Here is a 16,264-nt window from a genome sequence, read left to right on the forward strand (position 1 = left end):
CTCCCCGCAGCCTTTCCGGAAAAACTACACCGTCAGGACTGTGGGTGCAGGTGACCGTCGGCGAGCCCGTCCAGGCCCAGCCTGATCAGCGTCTGACCCAGCGTCGAGGTCTCGCGGATGGCGTCCTCGAGCACGGCCAGCTGCCGGAACGCCGCGCCGTACGCCTTCTGCTCCTTCAGCGACAGCCGCGGCAGGCGGGTGCGCCGCACGTCGAACCTGCTGGAGCCGGTCGTCACCCGGCCGCCCGCGGCACGCAGGTAGCCGGCCAGGAAGTCGGGGTCCAGCCGGCGGGTGTCCACCCGGTAGAGCGTCAGGTGCGGGCCAAGCACCGCGCCGCCGCCGTCGGCCATCACCCGCACGCTGGAGTAGGAGGCCACCACGTCACCGGCGTGGATGGCGATCAGGCCCTGCTGCATGGTCGTGGAGCCGGACGGCGGGGTCCCGTTGAGCACGTCGTCGGAAGTCAGGACCGGGACCTCGCCGCCGTCCGCCGCCATCTTGGGCGGGGCTTGCGAGGTGCTCACCAGGCCTTCCTTGATCAGGTCGCCCAGCGTCGTGGCGGGCTGGTCGAGCGGCTGCTCCAGGACCTTCAGATCGGGCGGCACGGCGGCGGCCGCCAGGAAGCGGTCGCGTATCTCGGCGAACGCCCGGCCGACGTCGTCGTGCCGCTGGTGGCGGGCCGGCGTCATGTCGACCTCGTCGGCCAGCAGGTCGATGATGCGCACCGTCTGGTCGGAACGGTCCTCCAGGTACGCCTGCCAGGCCGGCTCGACGCTCGCCAGGTCCGCGGTGGCGTCGAGGATGAGCACGTCGGACGGCGGCCGCTCGCCCGCCGCCGGGCGGCGCAGCAGCCACAGGTCCGAGCCGGGCAGCGCGACGACGGCCCGCAGCGCGCCCGCGCGCAGGAGGTTGGCGCGGATGCGGCGGCCCGCCTTGCGGCTGGCGGCGGCCGGAGGCATGAGGATGGCGACCAGACCGCCGGGCTTGACGTGCGTGAGGCAGTGCTGCACCCAGGCCAGCTCGGGCTCGCCGCGCGGCGGCAGGCCGTATTCCCAGCGCGGATCGCCGGTCAGCTCCTCATAGCCCCAGGCGCGCTCGTTGAACGGCGGGTCGCACACCACCGCGTCGGCCTTCCGCCCGGCGAAGCCGTCGTGGCGCATCGAGTCACCGGACACGACCTCGGCATCGATGCCGCGCAGGGCGAGCCTGGAGGCGGTGATGGCGGCCGAGGTCTCGCTGAGCTCCTGGCCGAGCATCCTGGCCGCGATCCGCGGCGCTTCGCCGGCGCCCGGAGCCATCCGGGCCGGCGCGAGGAGTAGCGTGCCGACGCCGCAGGCCGGGTCGAGGATCGTGGCGCCGTCGGCGCGTACGAGCCGGACCAGCAGCTCGGCCACGTCCTCGCGGGTGACGGAGAGCTGCCGGGAGTGGGCCTCGAGGTAGCGCTCGCAGAGGAACTCGTACGCCGTCAGCGGGTCCTGTTGCGCGGCCAGCTCCAGCACGAGCTCGGCCAATTCCGGATCCAGCCCATCCGCCGCCGACGCCGGCCAGCCGGGCTGCGACCCCGGCCCGCCTGGCTCCGACCCGGGCTCTTCGCTCTGCGCGCCTGGCCCTTCGCTCTGCGAGTCCGGCTCGGACCCCGAACCCCGCACGCTCCCGTCAACGGCTCGCCCGGCGTCTGCGGCATCCTCGGCGCTCGCCCGTCCGGGGTGCGGCGGGCTCTCGGCGCCTGCCCGCCCGGTGCCCGATGGGCTCTCGACGCCCGGCCGCTCGGCGACCGGTGTGCGCCCGTCTCCGTGCCCGGCGCTTCCGCCGCCGTCCGGCGCGGAGTGAGGGACACGCCCGGTGGCGGCGAGATTGTCGGCGGCCGCGGCCGGTTCGCTGCCGAGGGCGCTCGGGTGGCTGGTGAGCAGGGCTCCCGCCTGGGCCACCAGCTCGCCCAGCCGCAAATCGCCAGCGGCTTTCAGGCGTTGCCATACCCGATCTCCCAGGGAGACCTGGTAGGACTTCCCATAGCGGCGCAGCCAGGACTCGACCTGGCGCAGCGAGAACAGCGGCTGGTTGGCTGTGCCGCCGATGGGCTGGGGGAAGTCGTCGTGGCGGCGGCGCCAGTTGCTCACCGCGGCCCGCCCGACACCGGCGAGCCGGGCGATGTCCCCGGCGTTGACGGTCGGGTCGTGGCTCATGGAGCCCACAGTAGTTCACACGAGTCTTCAGCGCATCTGCTTGTGAAGTCTTTCAACCAATGATTTACTGCAGGGTATGAAGCACAACATCCGCTATGCCGCCGGATCAGACGTGGGCCGCCGCAGGGAGCAGAACGAGGATTCCGGCTATGCGAGCGGCCGGCTGCTCGTGGTGGCCGATGGGATGGGCGGGCACGCGGCCGGCGAGCTGGCGAGCTCGGCGGCGATCGCCGTCATGCGCGAACTGGATGTCACGCTTCCCGAGACGGGCTCCGATCTGGAGGCGGCGCTGGAGGGCGCCGTGCACGAGGCCGGGCGCCGGCTGGTCGAGCTGGCCGACATCGACCCCGCGCGCAGGGGGATGGGGACCACGGTGACCGCCATGCTGTGGGACGGCTACCGGTTCGCCCTGGCTCATCTCGGTGACTCCCGCGGATATTTGCTTCGCGATGGTGCTCTCTACCAGATGACCAAGGATCACACACTTGTGCAGTCGATGGTGGACGAAGGGCGCATAACGGAGGATCAAGCCGCTGTGCACCCGCGGCGGTCGATGGTGCTGCGCGTGCTGGGCAGCGAGGGCAGGGCGGAGCCGGACATGGCGCTGCGCGAGGCCGAGCCTGATGATCGCTACCTCCTCTGCTCCGACGGGCTCACGACCGTGCTCGGGCCCGAGATCCTGCACGAGGTCCTGACCACGGTGGCAGACCCGGCCGCGGCCGTCCAGCGGCTCATCGATCTGGCCAACGAGGGCGGCTCGCCCGACAACGTGACCGTGATCGTCGCCGACGTGGTGGCGCCCGGCGCGGGGGACGTAACCGTCTATCGCGTTGGTGCCGGCGCCTAACGCTGGTTGACGTCAGTCTCACCTGCCCCAGCAGTCACATAACCGAAATTTCAGCTCATAGCAAGACAGTTTCCCGGTGATGCGCGCAATTCCGCGATGGCGCTACTACAGTCCATCGTGATTTGTCGGTTTTCTGGGAGGAGTCGCCCTGGACCCGATTGCGGACGAGCTGCTGGAAACGGTGCGCCAGGAACTCGGCTATAAGGAGAAGAGCGGCCAGTTCACCAAGTTCGGCCAGTGGTACGCGGATCGCGTCCAAGACACCCAATACCGCAACGCGCCGTGGTGTGACATGTTCCTCGCCTGGGCCGCGGACAAAGCCGGGCTCACCAATTATGTCGGCGAGTTCGCCTGGACGCCTTCCCACGCGGCCTGGTTCATCAAGCAAGGCGCGTGGACGCAGCGTCCGGAGCCGGGAGCCCTGGTCTTCTTCGACTGGCGCGGCGGAAAGAGCTACAAGGGCATCGACCACGTCGGGGTCGTGGAGCGGGTCGACGGCAAGAAGATCCACACGATCGAGGCGAACGTCGACCGCGTCTGGCTCAAGCGCAAGACCAGGGAGACCGACAAGGTCGTCGGGTACGGGATCCCGCGCCTGGTGAAGGCCGAGGCCGAGAAGCTCGACGAGATCCGCTCGACCGAGCGGCCGTTCGTGTCGCCGCCGCGGTCCCAGATCGGCCAGGGGTCGCCGCTGGACGTACTCGGCACGCCGCCCGCGCTGCTGGCCGCCATGGTGCTCTTAACCATCGTGCTCTCCTTACGGGTCTCCGGCCGCCGCCGCGGCACCCACCGCCGCCTCGCCTGGCTCTGGCGCCGCCGATGGAACGCGCCAACGGCGGAGAAGAGCCGGGCGCGTGGCCAGGCACCGATCCGGCACAACCCCGCGACACCCGGGGAACCCCCGGCCCGCGAGCGGGTCCCTGCCGGAGAGAAGGCGCCGGCCGGTGCGGCCAAAAAACCCGCCGTCGCCAGGCAGTCCGGCCAGCCGCCCAGGAGCCGCGTCCCAGCCGGCTCCGGCCACGCGGCCACCCTGCATCCCACCCCCAAGAGACGCAAACCCTACGAACCCAGCTGAGCCCCCACGCCGGCCGCGGAGCCCTGCCGCGCGCGACCAAGCCAAGAGCCACACCAGCGCGCTGCGCTGAAGGGGCACTCACCCCGCGCGCCGCGTGCCGCGCCGTGCCGGTGTGGGGTGTGCTGTGCTCAGGTGGTGAGGTCGATGACGACCTTGACGTCGTCGCCGGGCTCGAAGGCGTCCAGGGCGCGATCCAGTGGCACCCGCCGCGTGATCAACCGTTCCAGCCACCCCGGATCCGCCTCCGCCAGAGCGGCGGCCGCGTTCCTGAAGTGGCGCAGGTTCGCGTTGACGGTGCCGAAGACCACGTCGTTCTCCAGCACGATGTCCCGGTTGATCACCCCCGCGTCCACCCGATGCAGCCGCCCGCCGGGCGCGAGCCCGCAGAGGCACACGATGCCCGCCGCCGCGGTCGTCATCATGGCCTCGATGACCAGTTGCCCCGCACCCGTGCACTCGATGATGATGTCCGGCTTGGCCTTGGCGAACGCCTCGAGCGACGAAGCGGAGTGATAGGTCCCGCCCAGGTCGGTCACCAGGCGGGACTTCAGCCCCGCCGGCGCCCGGTCGAGGACGTGCACCTCCAGCCCGCGCTGCCGCCCCAGCAGCGCGGCCAGCAGCCCGATCGGCCCGGCCCCGGTCACGAGCACCGTGCGCGGCTCGAACCAGGCCCGCGAGCCGATCCGGTCGATCTGCTCCCACGCCTTGGCCACCACAGAGGTGGGCTCGACCAGCATGCCGACGCTCTCCAGCGATGGATCCAGGCGCACGGCGTACCCGGCCTCGATGGTCCAGCGCTCGCTCGCGTACCCGTCGATCTCCTTGATGCCGCGCTCGGTGTAGCGGCCGTTGCGGCACATGTCGAACTCGCCGCGCCGGCACGCCCCGCATGGCACGGGATCGGGCCGGCGTACCACGCCCACCACCAGGTCGCCGGCGGAGAACGCGGAGCCTTCCGGCGTCTGGAGCACCCGGCCGAGCGACTCGTGGCCGATGACCATCCGGTCCCTGCCCGGCGGCGGCCAGCCGTACTCGGCGGCGGCCAGCTCCCTGTCGGTCCCGCAGATCCCCAGAGCGAGGCCCTGGATCAGCAACTCGCCCTTGGCAGGCTCGGGATCGGGGAGCTCCCGCACGTCGAGGCTCCCTTTGCTGCCCGGCGTGAACGTCAGCGCACGCATGTCGGCGTCACCTCCTGCGCAGTCCTTACCCCGGAGGTTCTTGGGAAATAGTAGGACGTCCTAGTATCTTCGGGAGGGAGAGCCCTCACGAAGGAGTGATCAGGCGTGCACGTCCCGGTACACCCAGTCCGTTTTGTTACCGCCGCGGCCTTGTTCGACGGCCATGACGCGGCGATCAACATCATGCGGCGCATCCTCCAGTCGCAGGGGGCCGAGGTGATCCACCTCGGACACAACCGCTCCGTGGACGAGATCGTCACGGCCGCGATCCAGGAGGACGTCCAGGGCGTGGCGATCAGCTCCTACCAGGGCGGGCACGTCGAGTTCTTCTCCTATCTCGTGGATCTGCTGCGCGAGCGCGGCGCGGGCCACGTCAAGGTGTACGGCGGCGGCGGTGGCGTGATCGTGCCCGAGGAGATCAAGCTGCTGCACTCGCGCGGCGTCACGCGGATCTTCTCGCCGGACGACGGCCAGCGGTACGGCCTGCCGGGAATGATCAACAAGCTGATCGAGGACTGCGACTACGAGGTGGGCGATCCGCCCTCGGTGGAGGCCGTGGTCTCGGGGGACCAGGCGGCGCTGGCTCGCGCCATCACGCTCGTCGAGGCCGGCCGCGCCCCCGCCGGCCTGGTGGAGGGCCTCCAGCGCGCCGCTGGGGAAAGACGCGCGCGGGTGCTCGGCATCACGGGTACGGGCGGTTCGGGCAAGTCCTCGCTCACCGACGAGGTGGTACGCAGGTTCCGCGTCGACAACGACGACAAACTGCGCATCGCCGTCATCGCCATCGACCCCACCCGCAGGCGCGGCGGCGGCGCGCTGCTCGGCGACCGCATCAGGATGAACAGTCTGGGCCCCCAGACCTACTTCCGCTCCCTGGCCACCAGGGGCGCCGCCAACGAGGTGCCCGCCTGCCTCGACGACGTGATCACCGCCTGCCGGGCCGCGGGATACGACCTGGTGATCGTGGAGACGCCGGGCATCGGCCAGGGCGACGCCGGGATCGTTCCACACGTGGACGTGCCCATCTACGTGATGACGCCCGAGTTCGGCGCGGCGTCCCAGCTCGAGAAGATCGACATGCTGGACTTCGCCGAGGCCGTCGTGATCAACAAGTACGAGCGCCGCGGTGCCGAGGACGCGCTGCGCGACGTGCGCCGCCAGCTCGTACGCAACCGCGAGGCGTTCGGCGCCAGACCGGAGGACATGCCGGTCTTCGGCACCATCGCCGCCCGCTACAACGACGCCGGGGTCACCGCCCTCTACCACCACCTCAAGGGCCTCCTGATAGAGGAGGCGGGGCCGGGGCTGCTGCCGCAGGTGTCCGAACGCACCTCGCAGGCGTCGGCGGCGATCGTGCCGCCCGCCAGGTCCCGCTATCTGGCCGAGATCGCCGAGACCGTCCGCGCCTACCACGCCGAGACCCTTGCCCAGGCGGAGGTGGCCCGCCGGCGCCAGCAGCTCGCCGCCGTCCAGGAGCTCCTGGACGACGACCGGCTGAAGGACCTGCACGCCCAGGCGGACCGGGAGCTCACCGACGAGAGTCGTGCCCTGATCGAGACCTGGCCCACCGTCAAGGAGCGCTACACGGCCGACGAACTGGTCGTGAAGGTACGCGACCGGGAGATCCACACCCCGCTGTGGCGCGAGACGCTCTCGGGCAACCGGATCCCGCGCGTCGCCCTGCCGCGCTACACCGACCACGGTGACCTGTTGCGGTTCCTGCGCAGCGAGAACCTGCCCGGGATGTTCCCGTTCACCGCCGGGGTCTTCCCGTTCAAGCGCGACGACGAGGATCCGACCAGGATGTTCGCCGGCGAGGGCGACCCGTTCCGTACCAACAGGCGTTTCAAGCTGCTGTCGGAGGGCCAGCCGGCGACCCGGTTGTCCACGGCGTTCGACTCGGTGACGCTGTACGGCCACGACCCGGACCTGCGCCCCGACATCTACGGAAAGGTCGGCACCTCGGGCGTCTCCATCGCCACCCTCGACGACATGAAGGTGCTCTACGACGGGTTCGATCTGGCCGCCCCCAACACGTCGGTGTCCATGACGATCAACGGCCCGGCGCCCACGATCCTGGCCTTCTTCCTCAACACCGCCGTCGAGCAGGCCCTCGATCGTTTCCGCGCCGAGCACGGCCGCGAGCCATCACCCGACGAGGCCGCGGAGCTGCGCGGGCGCACGCTGGGCACCGTCCGGGGCACCGTCCAGGCCGACATCCTCAAGGAGGATCAGGGGCAGAACACCTGCATCTTCTCCACGGAGTTCTCGCTCAGGATGATGGCCGACATCCAGGAATGGTTCATCCAGAACGGCGTGCGCAACTTCTATTCGGTCTCGATCTCCGGCTACCACATCGCCGAGGCCGGCGCGAACCCGATCAGCCAGCTCGCGTTCACCCTGGCCAACGGCTTCACGTACGTGGAGGCGTACCTGGCCAGGGGTATGAAGATCGACGACTTCGCGCCCAACCTGTCGTTCTTCTTCTCCAACGGCATGGACCCCGAGTACAGCGTCCTCGGGCGGGTGGCCCGCCGCATCTGGGCGGTGGCGATGCGGGAGAGATACGGCGCCGCCGAGCGCTCGCAGAAGCTGAAGTACCACATCCAGACCTCGGGCCGGTCCCTGCACGCCCAGGAGATGAACTTCAACGACATCCGCACCACCCTGCAGGCCCTGATCGCGATCTACGACAACTGCAACAGCCTGCACACCAACGCCTTCGACGAGGCCGTCACCACCCCGTCGGCCGACTCGGTCCGCCGCGCCATGGCCATCCAGCTCATCATCAACCGCGAATGGGGCCTGGCCAGGAACGAGAACCCGCTGCAGGGCTCATTCATCATCGATGAGCTGACCGACCTGGTCGAGGAGGCCGTCCTGGGCGAGTTCGAGCGCCTGTCGGACCGCGGCGGCGTGCTGGGCGCGATGGAGACCGGCTACCAGCGCGGCAAGATCCAGGACGAGTCCATGCTGTACGAGATGCGCAAGCACGACGGCTCGCTGCCGATCATCGGCGTCAACACCTTCCGCAACCCGCGCGGCGACGACGAGCCGGACCCGCACAAGGTGGAGCTGGCCAGGGGCACGGAGGAGGAGAAGCACTCGCAGCTGGACCGCCTGCACGCCTTCCACGACCGCAACCGCTCCGAGGCGCCTGCGAAGCTGGCCAGGCTGCGCGAGGTGGCGATGTCGGACGGGAACGTCTTCGAGGTGCTGATGGAGGCGTCCCGGTTCTGCTCGCTCGGCCAGATCACCGACGCGTTGTTCGAGGCGGGGGGCCAGTACCGGCGCAACGTCTGAGACGGCGGGGGCCAGTACCGGCGCGACGTCTGAGATGGCGGGGGCCAGTACCGGCGCGACTCCGAGATGGCGGGGGACCCCGGGTGCTCCCGGGCCGCGCCGATAGGATCGCGTCCCGGGAACATCGCTATCAGGAGGCTTTCCATGTCCGACGTCACTTTCAAGGGCACCCCCATCACGGTGAGCGGGACCTTCCCCAAGCCCGGCGACACCGCGCCCGCGTTCCGCCTGGTGGGCACGGACCTGGCCGAGCGCTCGCTGGACGACTTCGGCCAGTCGACCAAGGTGCTCAACATCTTCCCGAGCGTCGACACCGGCGTCTGCGCGGCCTCGGTGCGCCGCTTCAACCAGGTCGCCGCCGAGCTCCCCGGCGTGGAGGTGCTCTGCGTCTCCGCCGACCTGCCCTTCGCGCAGAAGCGGTTCTGCGGCGCCGAGGGGCTCGACAACGTGACGATGCTGTCGCTCATGCGCGGCCGCGAGTTCCTGGCCGACTACGGCGTGGCGCAGGAGTCCGGGCCGCTGGCGGGGCTGGCGGCGCGCGCGGTGGTCGTGCTCGACGGCGACAACAAGGTGATCTACACCGAGCTGGTGCCGGAGATCACGCAGGAGCCCGACTACGAGGGCGCGCTGACCGCGCTCAAGTAGAGCTGAAAAGCCGGGCCTTGAACTCCCCGGCCAGCTCCAGCAGGTGCTGGTCGCTCGTGGCGGTGTGCTGGAGGTCCAGGATCACCTCGTGGACCCCGGCCTCCGCCGCGGTGGCCAGGTAGTCGCAGATCTGCGCGACCGTGCCGCTCCTCGGCGGGTTCCCCTGGCCGGTGATGTCGGGGTTGGCGCGCAGCGCCATGCGGAGCGTGCCGGGGTCGCGCCCGGCCTCCTCGGCGCTCCGGCACACGGTCTTCCACATCGCCGTGAGCATGGGGATGGGCAGCGTGGCCGTCAGCCAGCCGTCGGCCCTGCGGCCGACGCGGCACAGCGCCTGCTTGGTGAAACCGGCCAGATAGAGCGGTGGGCGGCGGGCCGGCTTGGGCTCGATGTGGCTGGGCGCGATCGTCCACAGCTCGTGCTCGAACGACACCGGGTCCGCGCTCCAGATGGCCTCCAGCGCGTCCAGGGTGGCGTCGTACCGCTTCGCCCGGCCCTTCCACGGCACGCCTACGGCGGCGTACTCGTCGGAGGACCAGCCGAGCCCGAGGCCCGCGACGAGCCGGCCGCCGCTGAGGTGGTCGATCGTGGTGAGCGAGCGGGCCAGGACGGGCGGGGGATACCAGCAGGCGTTCAGGGCGCTGGTGCCCAGCCGTACGGTGGAGGTCGCCGAGGCGGCCACCGACAGCACCGCGAACGGGTCCAGGAACACCCGGTGCGCCTCGGGCATGGTGCCGTCACCGCCCGGATAGCGATCCTTCGGCTGGAGCGGCGTCAGCAGCCGGTCGCCGGCCCACAGGCCCGCGAACCCCATGTCCTCGGCCCCCCGCGCCACCGCCAGCACGCTGGTCAGCGTCGCGAACCTGCCGAACTGAGGCACGGCCAGTCCGATGTCCATGCCTCAGATCTTCCTGCCTACGCCGCACAGGATCAGCGACGACGCGGGGCTGTCGATGAAGTCGATCGTGTCGGCCGGCTCAGGACGCCATTCCGGCAACCAGACGAGGCCGGGCTCGACCAGCTCGAAGCCCTCGAAAAGGGCCGTGATCCGCTCCCGGTCGCGGAGGGTGAGCTGGGCGCTGGCGTTGCGGTAGACCTCGGTGCCCTTGTCGGCCGCGGCGGCGCTGGCGTCGCTCGTGCCGTGGGACATGACCAGGTAGCTGCCGGGCGCCATGGCCTCACGCAGGGTCGCGATGATCTCCTGAGGTTCTTCGGACTCGGCGATGAAGTGCATGACCGCCACCAGCAGCACGCCCACGGGACGGCTGAAGTCGATCGTGTGCGTCACGTCGGGATGGCTCAGGATCTCGCCGGGCTTGCGGAGGTCGCCCTGGACCACCGTCGTGCCGCCCTGGCCGTCCAGCAGCGCTCTGGCGTGCACCAGCACCACCGGGTCCAGGTCCACGTAGACCACCCGGGAGTCGGGGGCGACCTTCGTGGCGACCTGGTGCACGTTTTCCTGGGTCGGCAGTCCCGTGCCGATATCGAGGAACTGCCTGATGCCGGCCCCGGCGAGGTGGCGCACGGCCCGCCCGAGGAACGCCCGGTTCGCCCGAGCCGCGGCCCGCAATTCGGGCGCCACCTGCAGAATCCGCTCGGCCGCCGCCCGATCGGCCGGGAAATTGTCCTTGCCCCCGAGGTAGTAGTCATAAAGCCGGGCAACGTTCGGCGTGTCCGGATCGAAGCCTTGCGACTCCTGGTCCAACCGTCGATCCCCCCGATCACGAGTTAATGATCTTTGGTCAAGATTCTATGCATCTATACCGACATTCTCCCCAGTTACCCGTCGATCTAGGGGTATGAACTGTTGTCGGTGCTCGCCATGCGACCCTGATCGCTTCCCGGCCTCGGTCGGCATGCGACGAGGCTAGGCTGATGTCCGTTTTACTGATGTAAACACAGAGAGTAGAAGACGCTGCTGTTATGGATGACACCGGCGTGCCTGTGGAGATTCCCCCGACCGTGCGGCGGATCGTGTCCCTGGTGCCGTCGCTGACCGAGTCGGTGGCGGCGACACTGCCGGAGGCGCTGGTCGGGGCGACGGACTGGTGCTCGCACCCGCCCGATCTGGACGTGGCCAGGGTCAGGGGCACCAAGAACCCCGACCTGGAGGCGATCGAGAAGCTCCGGCCCGACGTCGTGCTCGCCAACGCCGAGGAGAACCGCGCGCCCGACATCGAGGCCCTGCGCCAGGCGGGCATCGCGGTCTGGGTCACGAAGATCGAGACCCTGGACGAGGCGTTCGCGTCGCTGGACCGGATGTTCCGGCACGCCTGCCGTACCGGCCGCCCGGCCTGGCTGGACGCGGCGGAGGAGGCGTGGCGGGCGCCCGTGGAGGGTCCGCGGAGGACGGCGATCATCCCGATCTGGCGCCGCCCGTGGATGGTCGTCGGCCGCGACACCTTCACCGGCGACGTGCTCAGGCGCCTCGGCGTCGACAACCTGTACGCGGGCCACGCCGAGCGCTATCCCAAGATCCCGCTGCCTGAGCTGGTGGAGCGGCGGCCCGGCCTCGTGGTCCTGCCCGACGAGCCCTACGCCTTCTCCGCGACCGACGGCCCGGAGTGCTTCCCCGGGCTCACCTGCGCCCTGGTCAGCGGCCGCATGCTCACGTGGTACGGGCCTTCGCTGGTCGAGGCGCCGGCCCTCCTGCGGCGTGCGCTCAGCGGCTGAGAGCCGTCAGTCCACCGCTTGAGACGCCGCCAGCGAGGCGTCCACGGAGGCGGGCGACAGCACGTGCTCCATGACGATCACCGCCATCCCCACGATTCCCGCCCGGTCGCCCAGCGAGGAGGTGACGATCTCCAGGTTCCTGGTCGTGTACGGCAGGCTGCGGCGGTAGACGATCTCCCTGATTCCCGTCAGGTAGTGCTCCCTGGTCTCCGCCATGTCCCCGGCCAGCACCAGCACACCCGGGTTGAGCAGGCTCACCGCGGTGGCCAGCACGACGCCCAGCGTGCGCCCGGCCTCCTGGGTACGGGCGATGGCCGTCGGATCGCCCGCATGGACGAGGCGGACCACGTCGCGGCTGGACTCCTGGCCCAGGTCGACGGCGAGGGCGTGACCGCTGGCCAGCGAGGCGACGCAGCCGCGCGAGCCGCAGGTGCAGACGCGGTCGTCGCTCTCGCGGATGCGCACGTGCCCGATGTTCCCCGCGGCCTCCTCGACCCCCCGGTAGATCTGCCCGTCGAGGATGATGCCGGTGCCGATCCCGGTCGACACCTTGACGAGGATCAGGGAGGCGGTGTCCCGCCAGGAGGAATACCACTCGCCGAGGGCCATCGCGTTGGCGTCGTTCTCGATCAGGATGGGCACGTCGTACGCCCGGCCGACCGCCTCGCCCACCGGATGGTCGTCCCATCCGGGCATCAGGAACGACCTGATCACCCGGCCGCTGGTGCGGTCCACCGAGCCGGGCAGGTCCAGCCCGACGCCGCACACGTCGCCCGCCGGCCGTCCGATCCGGTCCAGCATCCGCTGGAACGCCTCCCGCACCCACGACAGCACGGCGTCGGGGCCGCGGTCGATGCGCATCTCGGTGCCCTCCTCGGCCAGCGGCCGGGCGGCCAGGTCGGTCAGCGCCGCCCTGGCGTGGGTGGCGCCCAGGTCGGCCACCAGCATGAGCCGCTTGGTCGCGTCGATGTCGAGCACCGAGGGCGGTCGCCCGCCCCCGGAAGCGCCCACGCCGGATTCGTGGATGTATCCGGCGTCGACGAGCCGGTCGACCCGGTCGGTGATCGTGGAACGGGACAGGCCGGTGTATTCGATGAGTTCCTTGCGCGTCCGGCAGGTGCCATTGCGGATGAGCTGGAGGATCTGCCCTGCCGTCAGCATCGTCTATCCCTTCTCGGCTCCCGCCGTCAGCCCTTCTGTCAGAAGTCGCTCGCCGGCGAAGAACACGATCACGATGGGCAGCGTCAGCACCACCGATCCGGCCATCAGGACCGTTGTAGGGATCTCTATGCTCCCCGCAAGCTGTGAGAGTCCCAGCGAAACGGTCCAGCTCTCCCGCTTCTCCACGAGGAAGAGCAGGGCGAACAGGAACTCGTTCCACGCGATCATGAAGGCGTAGAGTCCGGTGGCCATCAGCGCGGGCTTGGACAGCGGCAGAACCACCCGCCAGATGGTCGACAGTCTCGTGCACCCGTCGATCGCGGCCGCTTCTTCGACGCTTTGCGGCACGGTCTCGAAGTAGTTGCGGAGCATGTATACCGTGACGGGCACCGTTTGCGCGATATACACGAGGATCAGTCCGATCAGCGATCCGCGCAGCCCGAGCATCGTGAACAGCACGAACAGCGGGATCGCCAGCACGATCGCCGGAAAAAGATAGACGGCCAGGAACAGGAAATGCACCTGTCGCCGGCCGAAGAAGCGCAGCCGAGCCACCGCGTACGCGCCCGGGATCGAGACCAGCAGCGTGACCGCCACCGAGGCGACGGCGACGATCGCGCTGTTGCCCATGAAGGTCAGGAATCCCTGCTTGGTCAGCACGTTCACGTAGGTGTCCAGGGTGAACGTGGCCGGCCAGAGCGAGCCCGGCTCCAGGATGAGCTCCTGGATGTCGCGGATCGACAGCATGACCATGTAGTAGAGGGGGAACGCGGTGATCAGGAAGAGCACCGCGATGACCAGGGGCCTGAGGACGCGGAACAGCGCCCGCTCGAACCTATCCCTGCTCACGTTCGCCTCCCCCGAAGAACCTGAGGTAGATGGCCAGGAACACGACCAGCACGACCGCGAGCACGATGGCTTGAGCGGCCGAGGCGCCGATGTCGTCGCGGGCGGTCAGGAAGTTGTAGACCCGCACGCTGACCACCTCGGTGCCGGCGCCGCCGCCGGTCAGCAGGTAGACGTCGTCGAACTTGGTGAACGTGAACACGAACCGCAGCACCGACAGCAACGCGATGATCCGCCACAGTTGCGGCATGATCACGTACCGGAAGCGCTGGGTCGGCGTGGCGCCGTCCACGACCGCGGCCTCGTCCAGTTCCTTGGGCAGCGCCTGCAGCCGGGCCAGGATGAACAGGAACGCGAACGGGAAATACCGCCACGCCTCGAACGCGATCACCGTGAGCAGCGCCACCGGCACCTGGATGCCCAGGAACTCGCCCTTGGCCTGGCTGAGGAACGCGATCGGCTCGCTGAGCCAGGTGTTGACGATGCCGTACTGGGGGTTGAGCATCGTCTCCCACAGGAACGCCACGGCCACGACCGGCGCGACGTACGGGATCAGGATCGAGGCCCGGACCAAAGTCCGCCCCTTGAACTTGTCCCGCAGCGCCAGCGCCGCCACCAGACCGATCGCGATCGACAGCGCCGTCCCCGCGACCGTGTAGACGAGCGTGTTGACCAACGCCGTCCAGAAACCGGGCTCGGCGACCACGTACGCGAAGTTCTCCAGCGTGTAGTGGCCGAAGACGCCCACTCGCCGGATGTTGATCAGCCGCGCGTCCTGGAATGCCAGCATGATCGCCCACAGCAGCGGCAGCACCACGACGACAAGCGTGATGATCAGCGTCGGCGAGATCAGCAGGAGCCCGGCGCGGCCCTCCTGCTGCCGCAGTGTCCGTGGTGGCCGGCGCTCCGGGGGCGGCGCCGGCTCGGTCGTACGCGGGGGAGCCGCGGCCCGGCCGCTCACTGCCGGATCCCGCGCTTGACCGTCTCGACGTCGGTCTTGGCCTGGGCGGCGGCGGCCTGCGGGGTCAGTGACCCGTCGACGACCCCGCTCAGCGCCTTGGGCACCGGCAGCTCGCCCATGATGGCGCCGACCAGCTTGCCCTGCCCCTGCGGGATGCCCCAGCGGGCGAACGTGTCAGGGCTCTTGCGCAGGTCGTCGAGCACGTCGGCGGGGTAGACGTCGGACAGCGGCTTCTTGGTGTCGACTCCCGCGGGCAGCTTGCTCCACGCGTCCTGGAAGTTCGTGCGGGCGGGGAACTTGCCCTCGGGCGCCATACCGATCCAGCGCTCGTAGCCCTCGTTCATCATGTACGAGACGAACTTGGCGGCCGAGTCCTTGGCGGCGTCACGGGTGATCGCCCACGAGACGATCTCCCCGTACTGCGCGGGCGCGCTCGCGTCGTGGCCCTTCAGCGCCGTCACCACGCCGGTGTTCTCGGCCAGCCACTCGGGGTTCTCGCGGCACTCCTGGCAGCTCGGCAGCGCGTCCTTCCGCAGCCCGGCCAGCTCGTCCAGGATGAACGACGACCAGATCATCATGGCGGCCTTGCCGGAGAAGTAGGTGGCCCTGGTGGTGTCGACGTCCTGTTTGCCCTTGACCGAGTGGTTCTTGGCCAGGTTCGCGTAGAACTCGAAGGCCCGCGCGCATTGAGGGGAGTCGAGGCTGACGTTTCCGGAATTGTCGACGAGCTGGCAGCCGTTCGCCAGCGCGACGTGCTCGAAGCTCTGCGCGGTGAAGGAGTCCTTCGGCGCGATCGCCAGCGTGATGCCCGCGACCCCGCCCGTGTTGAGCTTCGCGGCCGCCGCCTGCAGGGCCTCGTAGGTGTCCGGGGGCTGCAGCCCCGCCTTGTCGAACAGATCCTTGCGGTAGAGGATCAGCTGTGCCCAGCCGTCGCTGGGCACCGCGAGCAGCTTGCCTCCCGAGGTGTCGAGCTCCAGGGCGCGCGGCGAGAACGAGCTCCGGCCGAGCTGGTCGACGACCTTGCCCGGCGTCTCGGTGTCGAGCAGGTCGTTGGCCTCCAGCTCGCGTACGGACGCCAGGGGCAGCGCCCCGATCACGTCGGGCAGGTCGTCCGCCGCGGCGGCGGCCGTCACGGTCTGGCTGAACTGGTCTTCGGCCACGCCGACCAGCTCTACCTGGATCCCGGTCTGCTGGGTGAACTCGGCGATGATCTTCTTCTGCACGGCCATCCGGTCATCGAGGTTCTCCTCGGTCCAGACCTTGATCTTGTTGGCCGTGGGCGACTGTTCGCCACCGTCGCCGCACGCCGCCAGCGAGGCGACGGTCAGCAGGGCGACGGAGAGGACGGCGGTTACCTTCTTGGGCATTGCACGCTCCTCTGATCGGGGATACGCC

At 69.7% G+C, this 16,264-nt stretch carries 13 protein-coding genes; 5 read left to right on the plus strand and 8 right to left on the minus strand.

Annotated features, from left to right (window positions below):
* Window positions 1-32 precede the first annotated feature (32 nt).
* Window positions 33-2,183: an N-6 DNA methylase gene (locus ACTMTI_RS10065; RefSeq protein WP_441119795.1), complete on the minus strand. Its 2,151-nt coding sequence runs from the start codon at window positions 2,181-2,183 to the stop codon at window positions 33-35.
* A gap of 76 nt (window positions 2,184-2,259) precedes the next feature.
* Here ACTMTI_RS10065 and ACTMTI_RS10070 point away from each other — a divergent pair, with 76 nt between their 5' ends.
* Both ACTMTI_RS10070 and ACTMTI_RS10075 read left to right on the plus strand, forming a co-directional pair.
* Window positions 2,260-3,030 carry a PP2C family protein-serine/threonine phosphatase gene (locus ACTMTI_RS10070; RefSeq protein WP_441119797.1) on the plus strand — a complete coding sequence of 257 codons (771 nt, stop codon included), beginning with the start codon at window positions 2,260-2,262 and terminating at the stop codon, window positions 3,028-3,030.
* A gap of 181 nt (window positions 3,031-3,211) precedes the next feature.
* Window positions 3,212-4,105, plus strand: coding sequence for a CHAP domain-containing protein (locus tag ACTMTI_RS10075; RefSeq protein WP_441119799.1), 894 nt, complete (start codon window positions 3,212-3,214; stop codon window positions 4,103-4,105).
* 128 nt (window positions 4,106-4,233) lie between these two features.
* Here the strand turns inward: ACTMTI_RS10075 and ACTMTI_RS10080 are convergent, their stop codons facing one another.
* A complete protein-coding gene (locus ACTMTI_RS10080; protein WP_441119801.1) occupies window positions 4,234-5,283 on the minus strand; it encodes a glucose 1-dehydrogenase in 1,050 nt (349 codons plus the stop codon).
* A 105-nt stretch (window positions 5,284-5,388) separates the two neighbouring features.
* On the opposite strand from ACTMTI_RS10080, the gene icmF reads away from it, so the two are divergent.
* Both icmF and tpx read left to right on the plus strand, forming a co-directional pair.
* Window positions 5,389-8,586, plus strand: coding sequence for a fused isobutyryl-CoA mutase/GTPase IcmF (icmF, locus tag ACTMTI_RS10085; protein ID WP_441119803.1), 3,198 nt, complete (start codon window positions 5,389-5,391; stop codon window positions 8,584-8,586).
* Window positions 8,587-8,730: 144 nt separating this feature from the next.
* Window positions 8,731-9,231, plus strand: a complete 501-nt coding sequence (gene tpx, locus ACTMTI_RS10090; RefSeq protein WP_441119805.1) for a thiol peroxidase — start codon at window positions 8,731-8,733, stop codon at window positions 9,229-9,231.
* On the opposite strand, the gene ACTMTI_RS10095 is transcribed toward tpx, so the two are convergent.
* Window positions 9,224-10,126 (minus strand): TIGR03619 family F420-dependent LLM class oxidoreductase, encoded by a 903-nt coding sequence (locus ACTMTI_RS10095; protein WP_441119807.1) that lies wholly within the window; start codon window positions 10,124-10,126, stop codon window positions 9,224-9,226. The two genes, tpx and ACTMTI_RS10095, sit on opposite strands and share 8 nt — an antisense overlap.
* A 3-nt stretch (window positions 10,127-10,129) precedes the next feature.
* A complete protein-coding gene (locus ACTMTI_RS10100; RefSeq protein WP_441119808.1) occupies window positions 10,130-10,933 on the minus strand; it encodes an SAM-dependent methyltransferase in 804 nt (267 codons plus the stop codon).
* 218 nt (window positions 10,934-11,151) lie between these two features.
* Here ACTMTI_RS10100 and ACTMTI_RS10105 point away from each other — a divergent pair, with 218 nt between their 5' ends.
* Window positions 11,152-11,901, plus strand: a complete 750-nt coding sequence (locus tag ACTMTI_RS10105; protein WP_441119809.1) for a helical backbone metal receptor — start codon at window positions 11,152-11,154, stop codon at window positions 11,899-11,901.
* 6 nt (window positions 11,902-11,907) lie between these two features.
* Here the strand turns inward: ACTMTI_RS10105 and ACTMTI_RS10110 are convergent, their stop codons facing one another.
* The 4 genes from ACTMTI_RS10110 to ACTMTI_RS10125 are packed head-to-tail and all read right to left on the minus strand — an operon-like array spanning window position 11,908 to window position 16,236.
* Window positions 11,908-13,062 (minus strand): ROK family transcriptional regulator, encoded by a 1,155-nt coding sequence (locus ACTMTI_RS10110; RefSeq protein ID WP_441119811.1) that lies wholly within the window; start codon window positions 13,060-13,062, stop codon window positions 11,908-11,910.
* A 3-nt stretch (window positions 13,063-13,065) separates the two neighbouring features.
* On the minus strand, window positions 13,066-13,911 hold the full coding sequence (locus ACTMTI_RS10115; protein WP_441119813.1) for a carbohydrate ABC transporter permease: 846 nt from the start codon (window positions 13,909-13,911) through the stop codon (window positions 13,066-13,068).
* A complete protein-coding gene (locus ACTMTI_RS10120) occupies window positions 13,898-14,869 on the minus strand; it encodes a carbohydrate ABC transporter permease (RefSeq protein ID WP_441119815.1) in 972 nt (323 codons plus the stop codon). Before ACTMTI_RS10120 ends, ACTMTI_RS10115 begins: the two co-directional genes overlap by 14 nt.
* Complete coding sequence (locus ACTMTI_RS10125) at window positions 14,866-16,236, minus strand: ABC transporter substrate-binding protein (RefSeq protein ID WP_441119817.1); 1,371 nt, start codon at window positions 16,234-16,236, stop codon at window positions 14,866-14,868. Before ACTMTI_RS10125 ends, ACTMTI_RS10120 begins: the two co-directional genes overlap by 4 nt.
* Window positions 16,237-16,264: the final 28 nt, after the last annotated feature.

The organism is Nonomuraea sp. H19, from assembly GCF_052068215.1.
Taxonomy (GTDB): domain Bacteria; phylum Actinomycetota; class Actinomycetes; order Streptosporangiales; family Streptosporangiaceae; genus Nonomuraea.

Bases quoted from the DNA above. Each gene is read 5' to 3' on its own strand.
- ACTMTI_RS10065 (WP_441119795.1), bottom strand. From the start codon at position 2,183: ATGAGCCACGACCCGACCGTCAACGCCGGGGACATCGCCCGGCTCGCC.
- ACTMTI_RS10070 (WP_441119797.1), top strand. From the start codon at position 2,260: ATGAAGCACAACATCCGCTATGCCGCCGGATCAGACGTGGGCCGCCGC.
- ACTMTI_RS10080 (WP_441119801.1), bottom strand. From the start codon at position 5,283: ATGCGTGCGCTGACGTTCACGCCGGGCAGCAAAGGGAGCCTCGACGTG.
- tpx (WP_441119805.1), top strand. From the start codon at position 8,731: ATGTCCGACGTCACTTTCAAGGGCACCCCCATCACGGTGAGCGGGACC.
- ACTMTI_RS10095 (WP_441119807.1), bottom strand. From the start codon at position 10,126: ATGGACATCGGACTGGCCGTGCCTCAGTTCGGCAGGTTCGCGACGCTG.
- ACTMTI_RS10105 (WP_441119809.1), top strand. From the start codon at position 11,152: ATGGATGACACCGGCGTGCCTGTGGAGATTCCCCCGACCGTGCGGCGG.
- ACTMTI_RS10110 (WP_441119811.1), bottom strand. From the start codon at position 13,062: ATGCTGACGGCAGGGCAGATCCTCCAGCTCATCCGCAATGGCACCTGC.
- ACTMTI_RS10125 (WP_441119817.1), bottom strand. From the start codon at position 16,236: ATGCCCAAGAAGGTAACCGCCGTCCTCTCCGTCGCCCTGCTGACCGTC.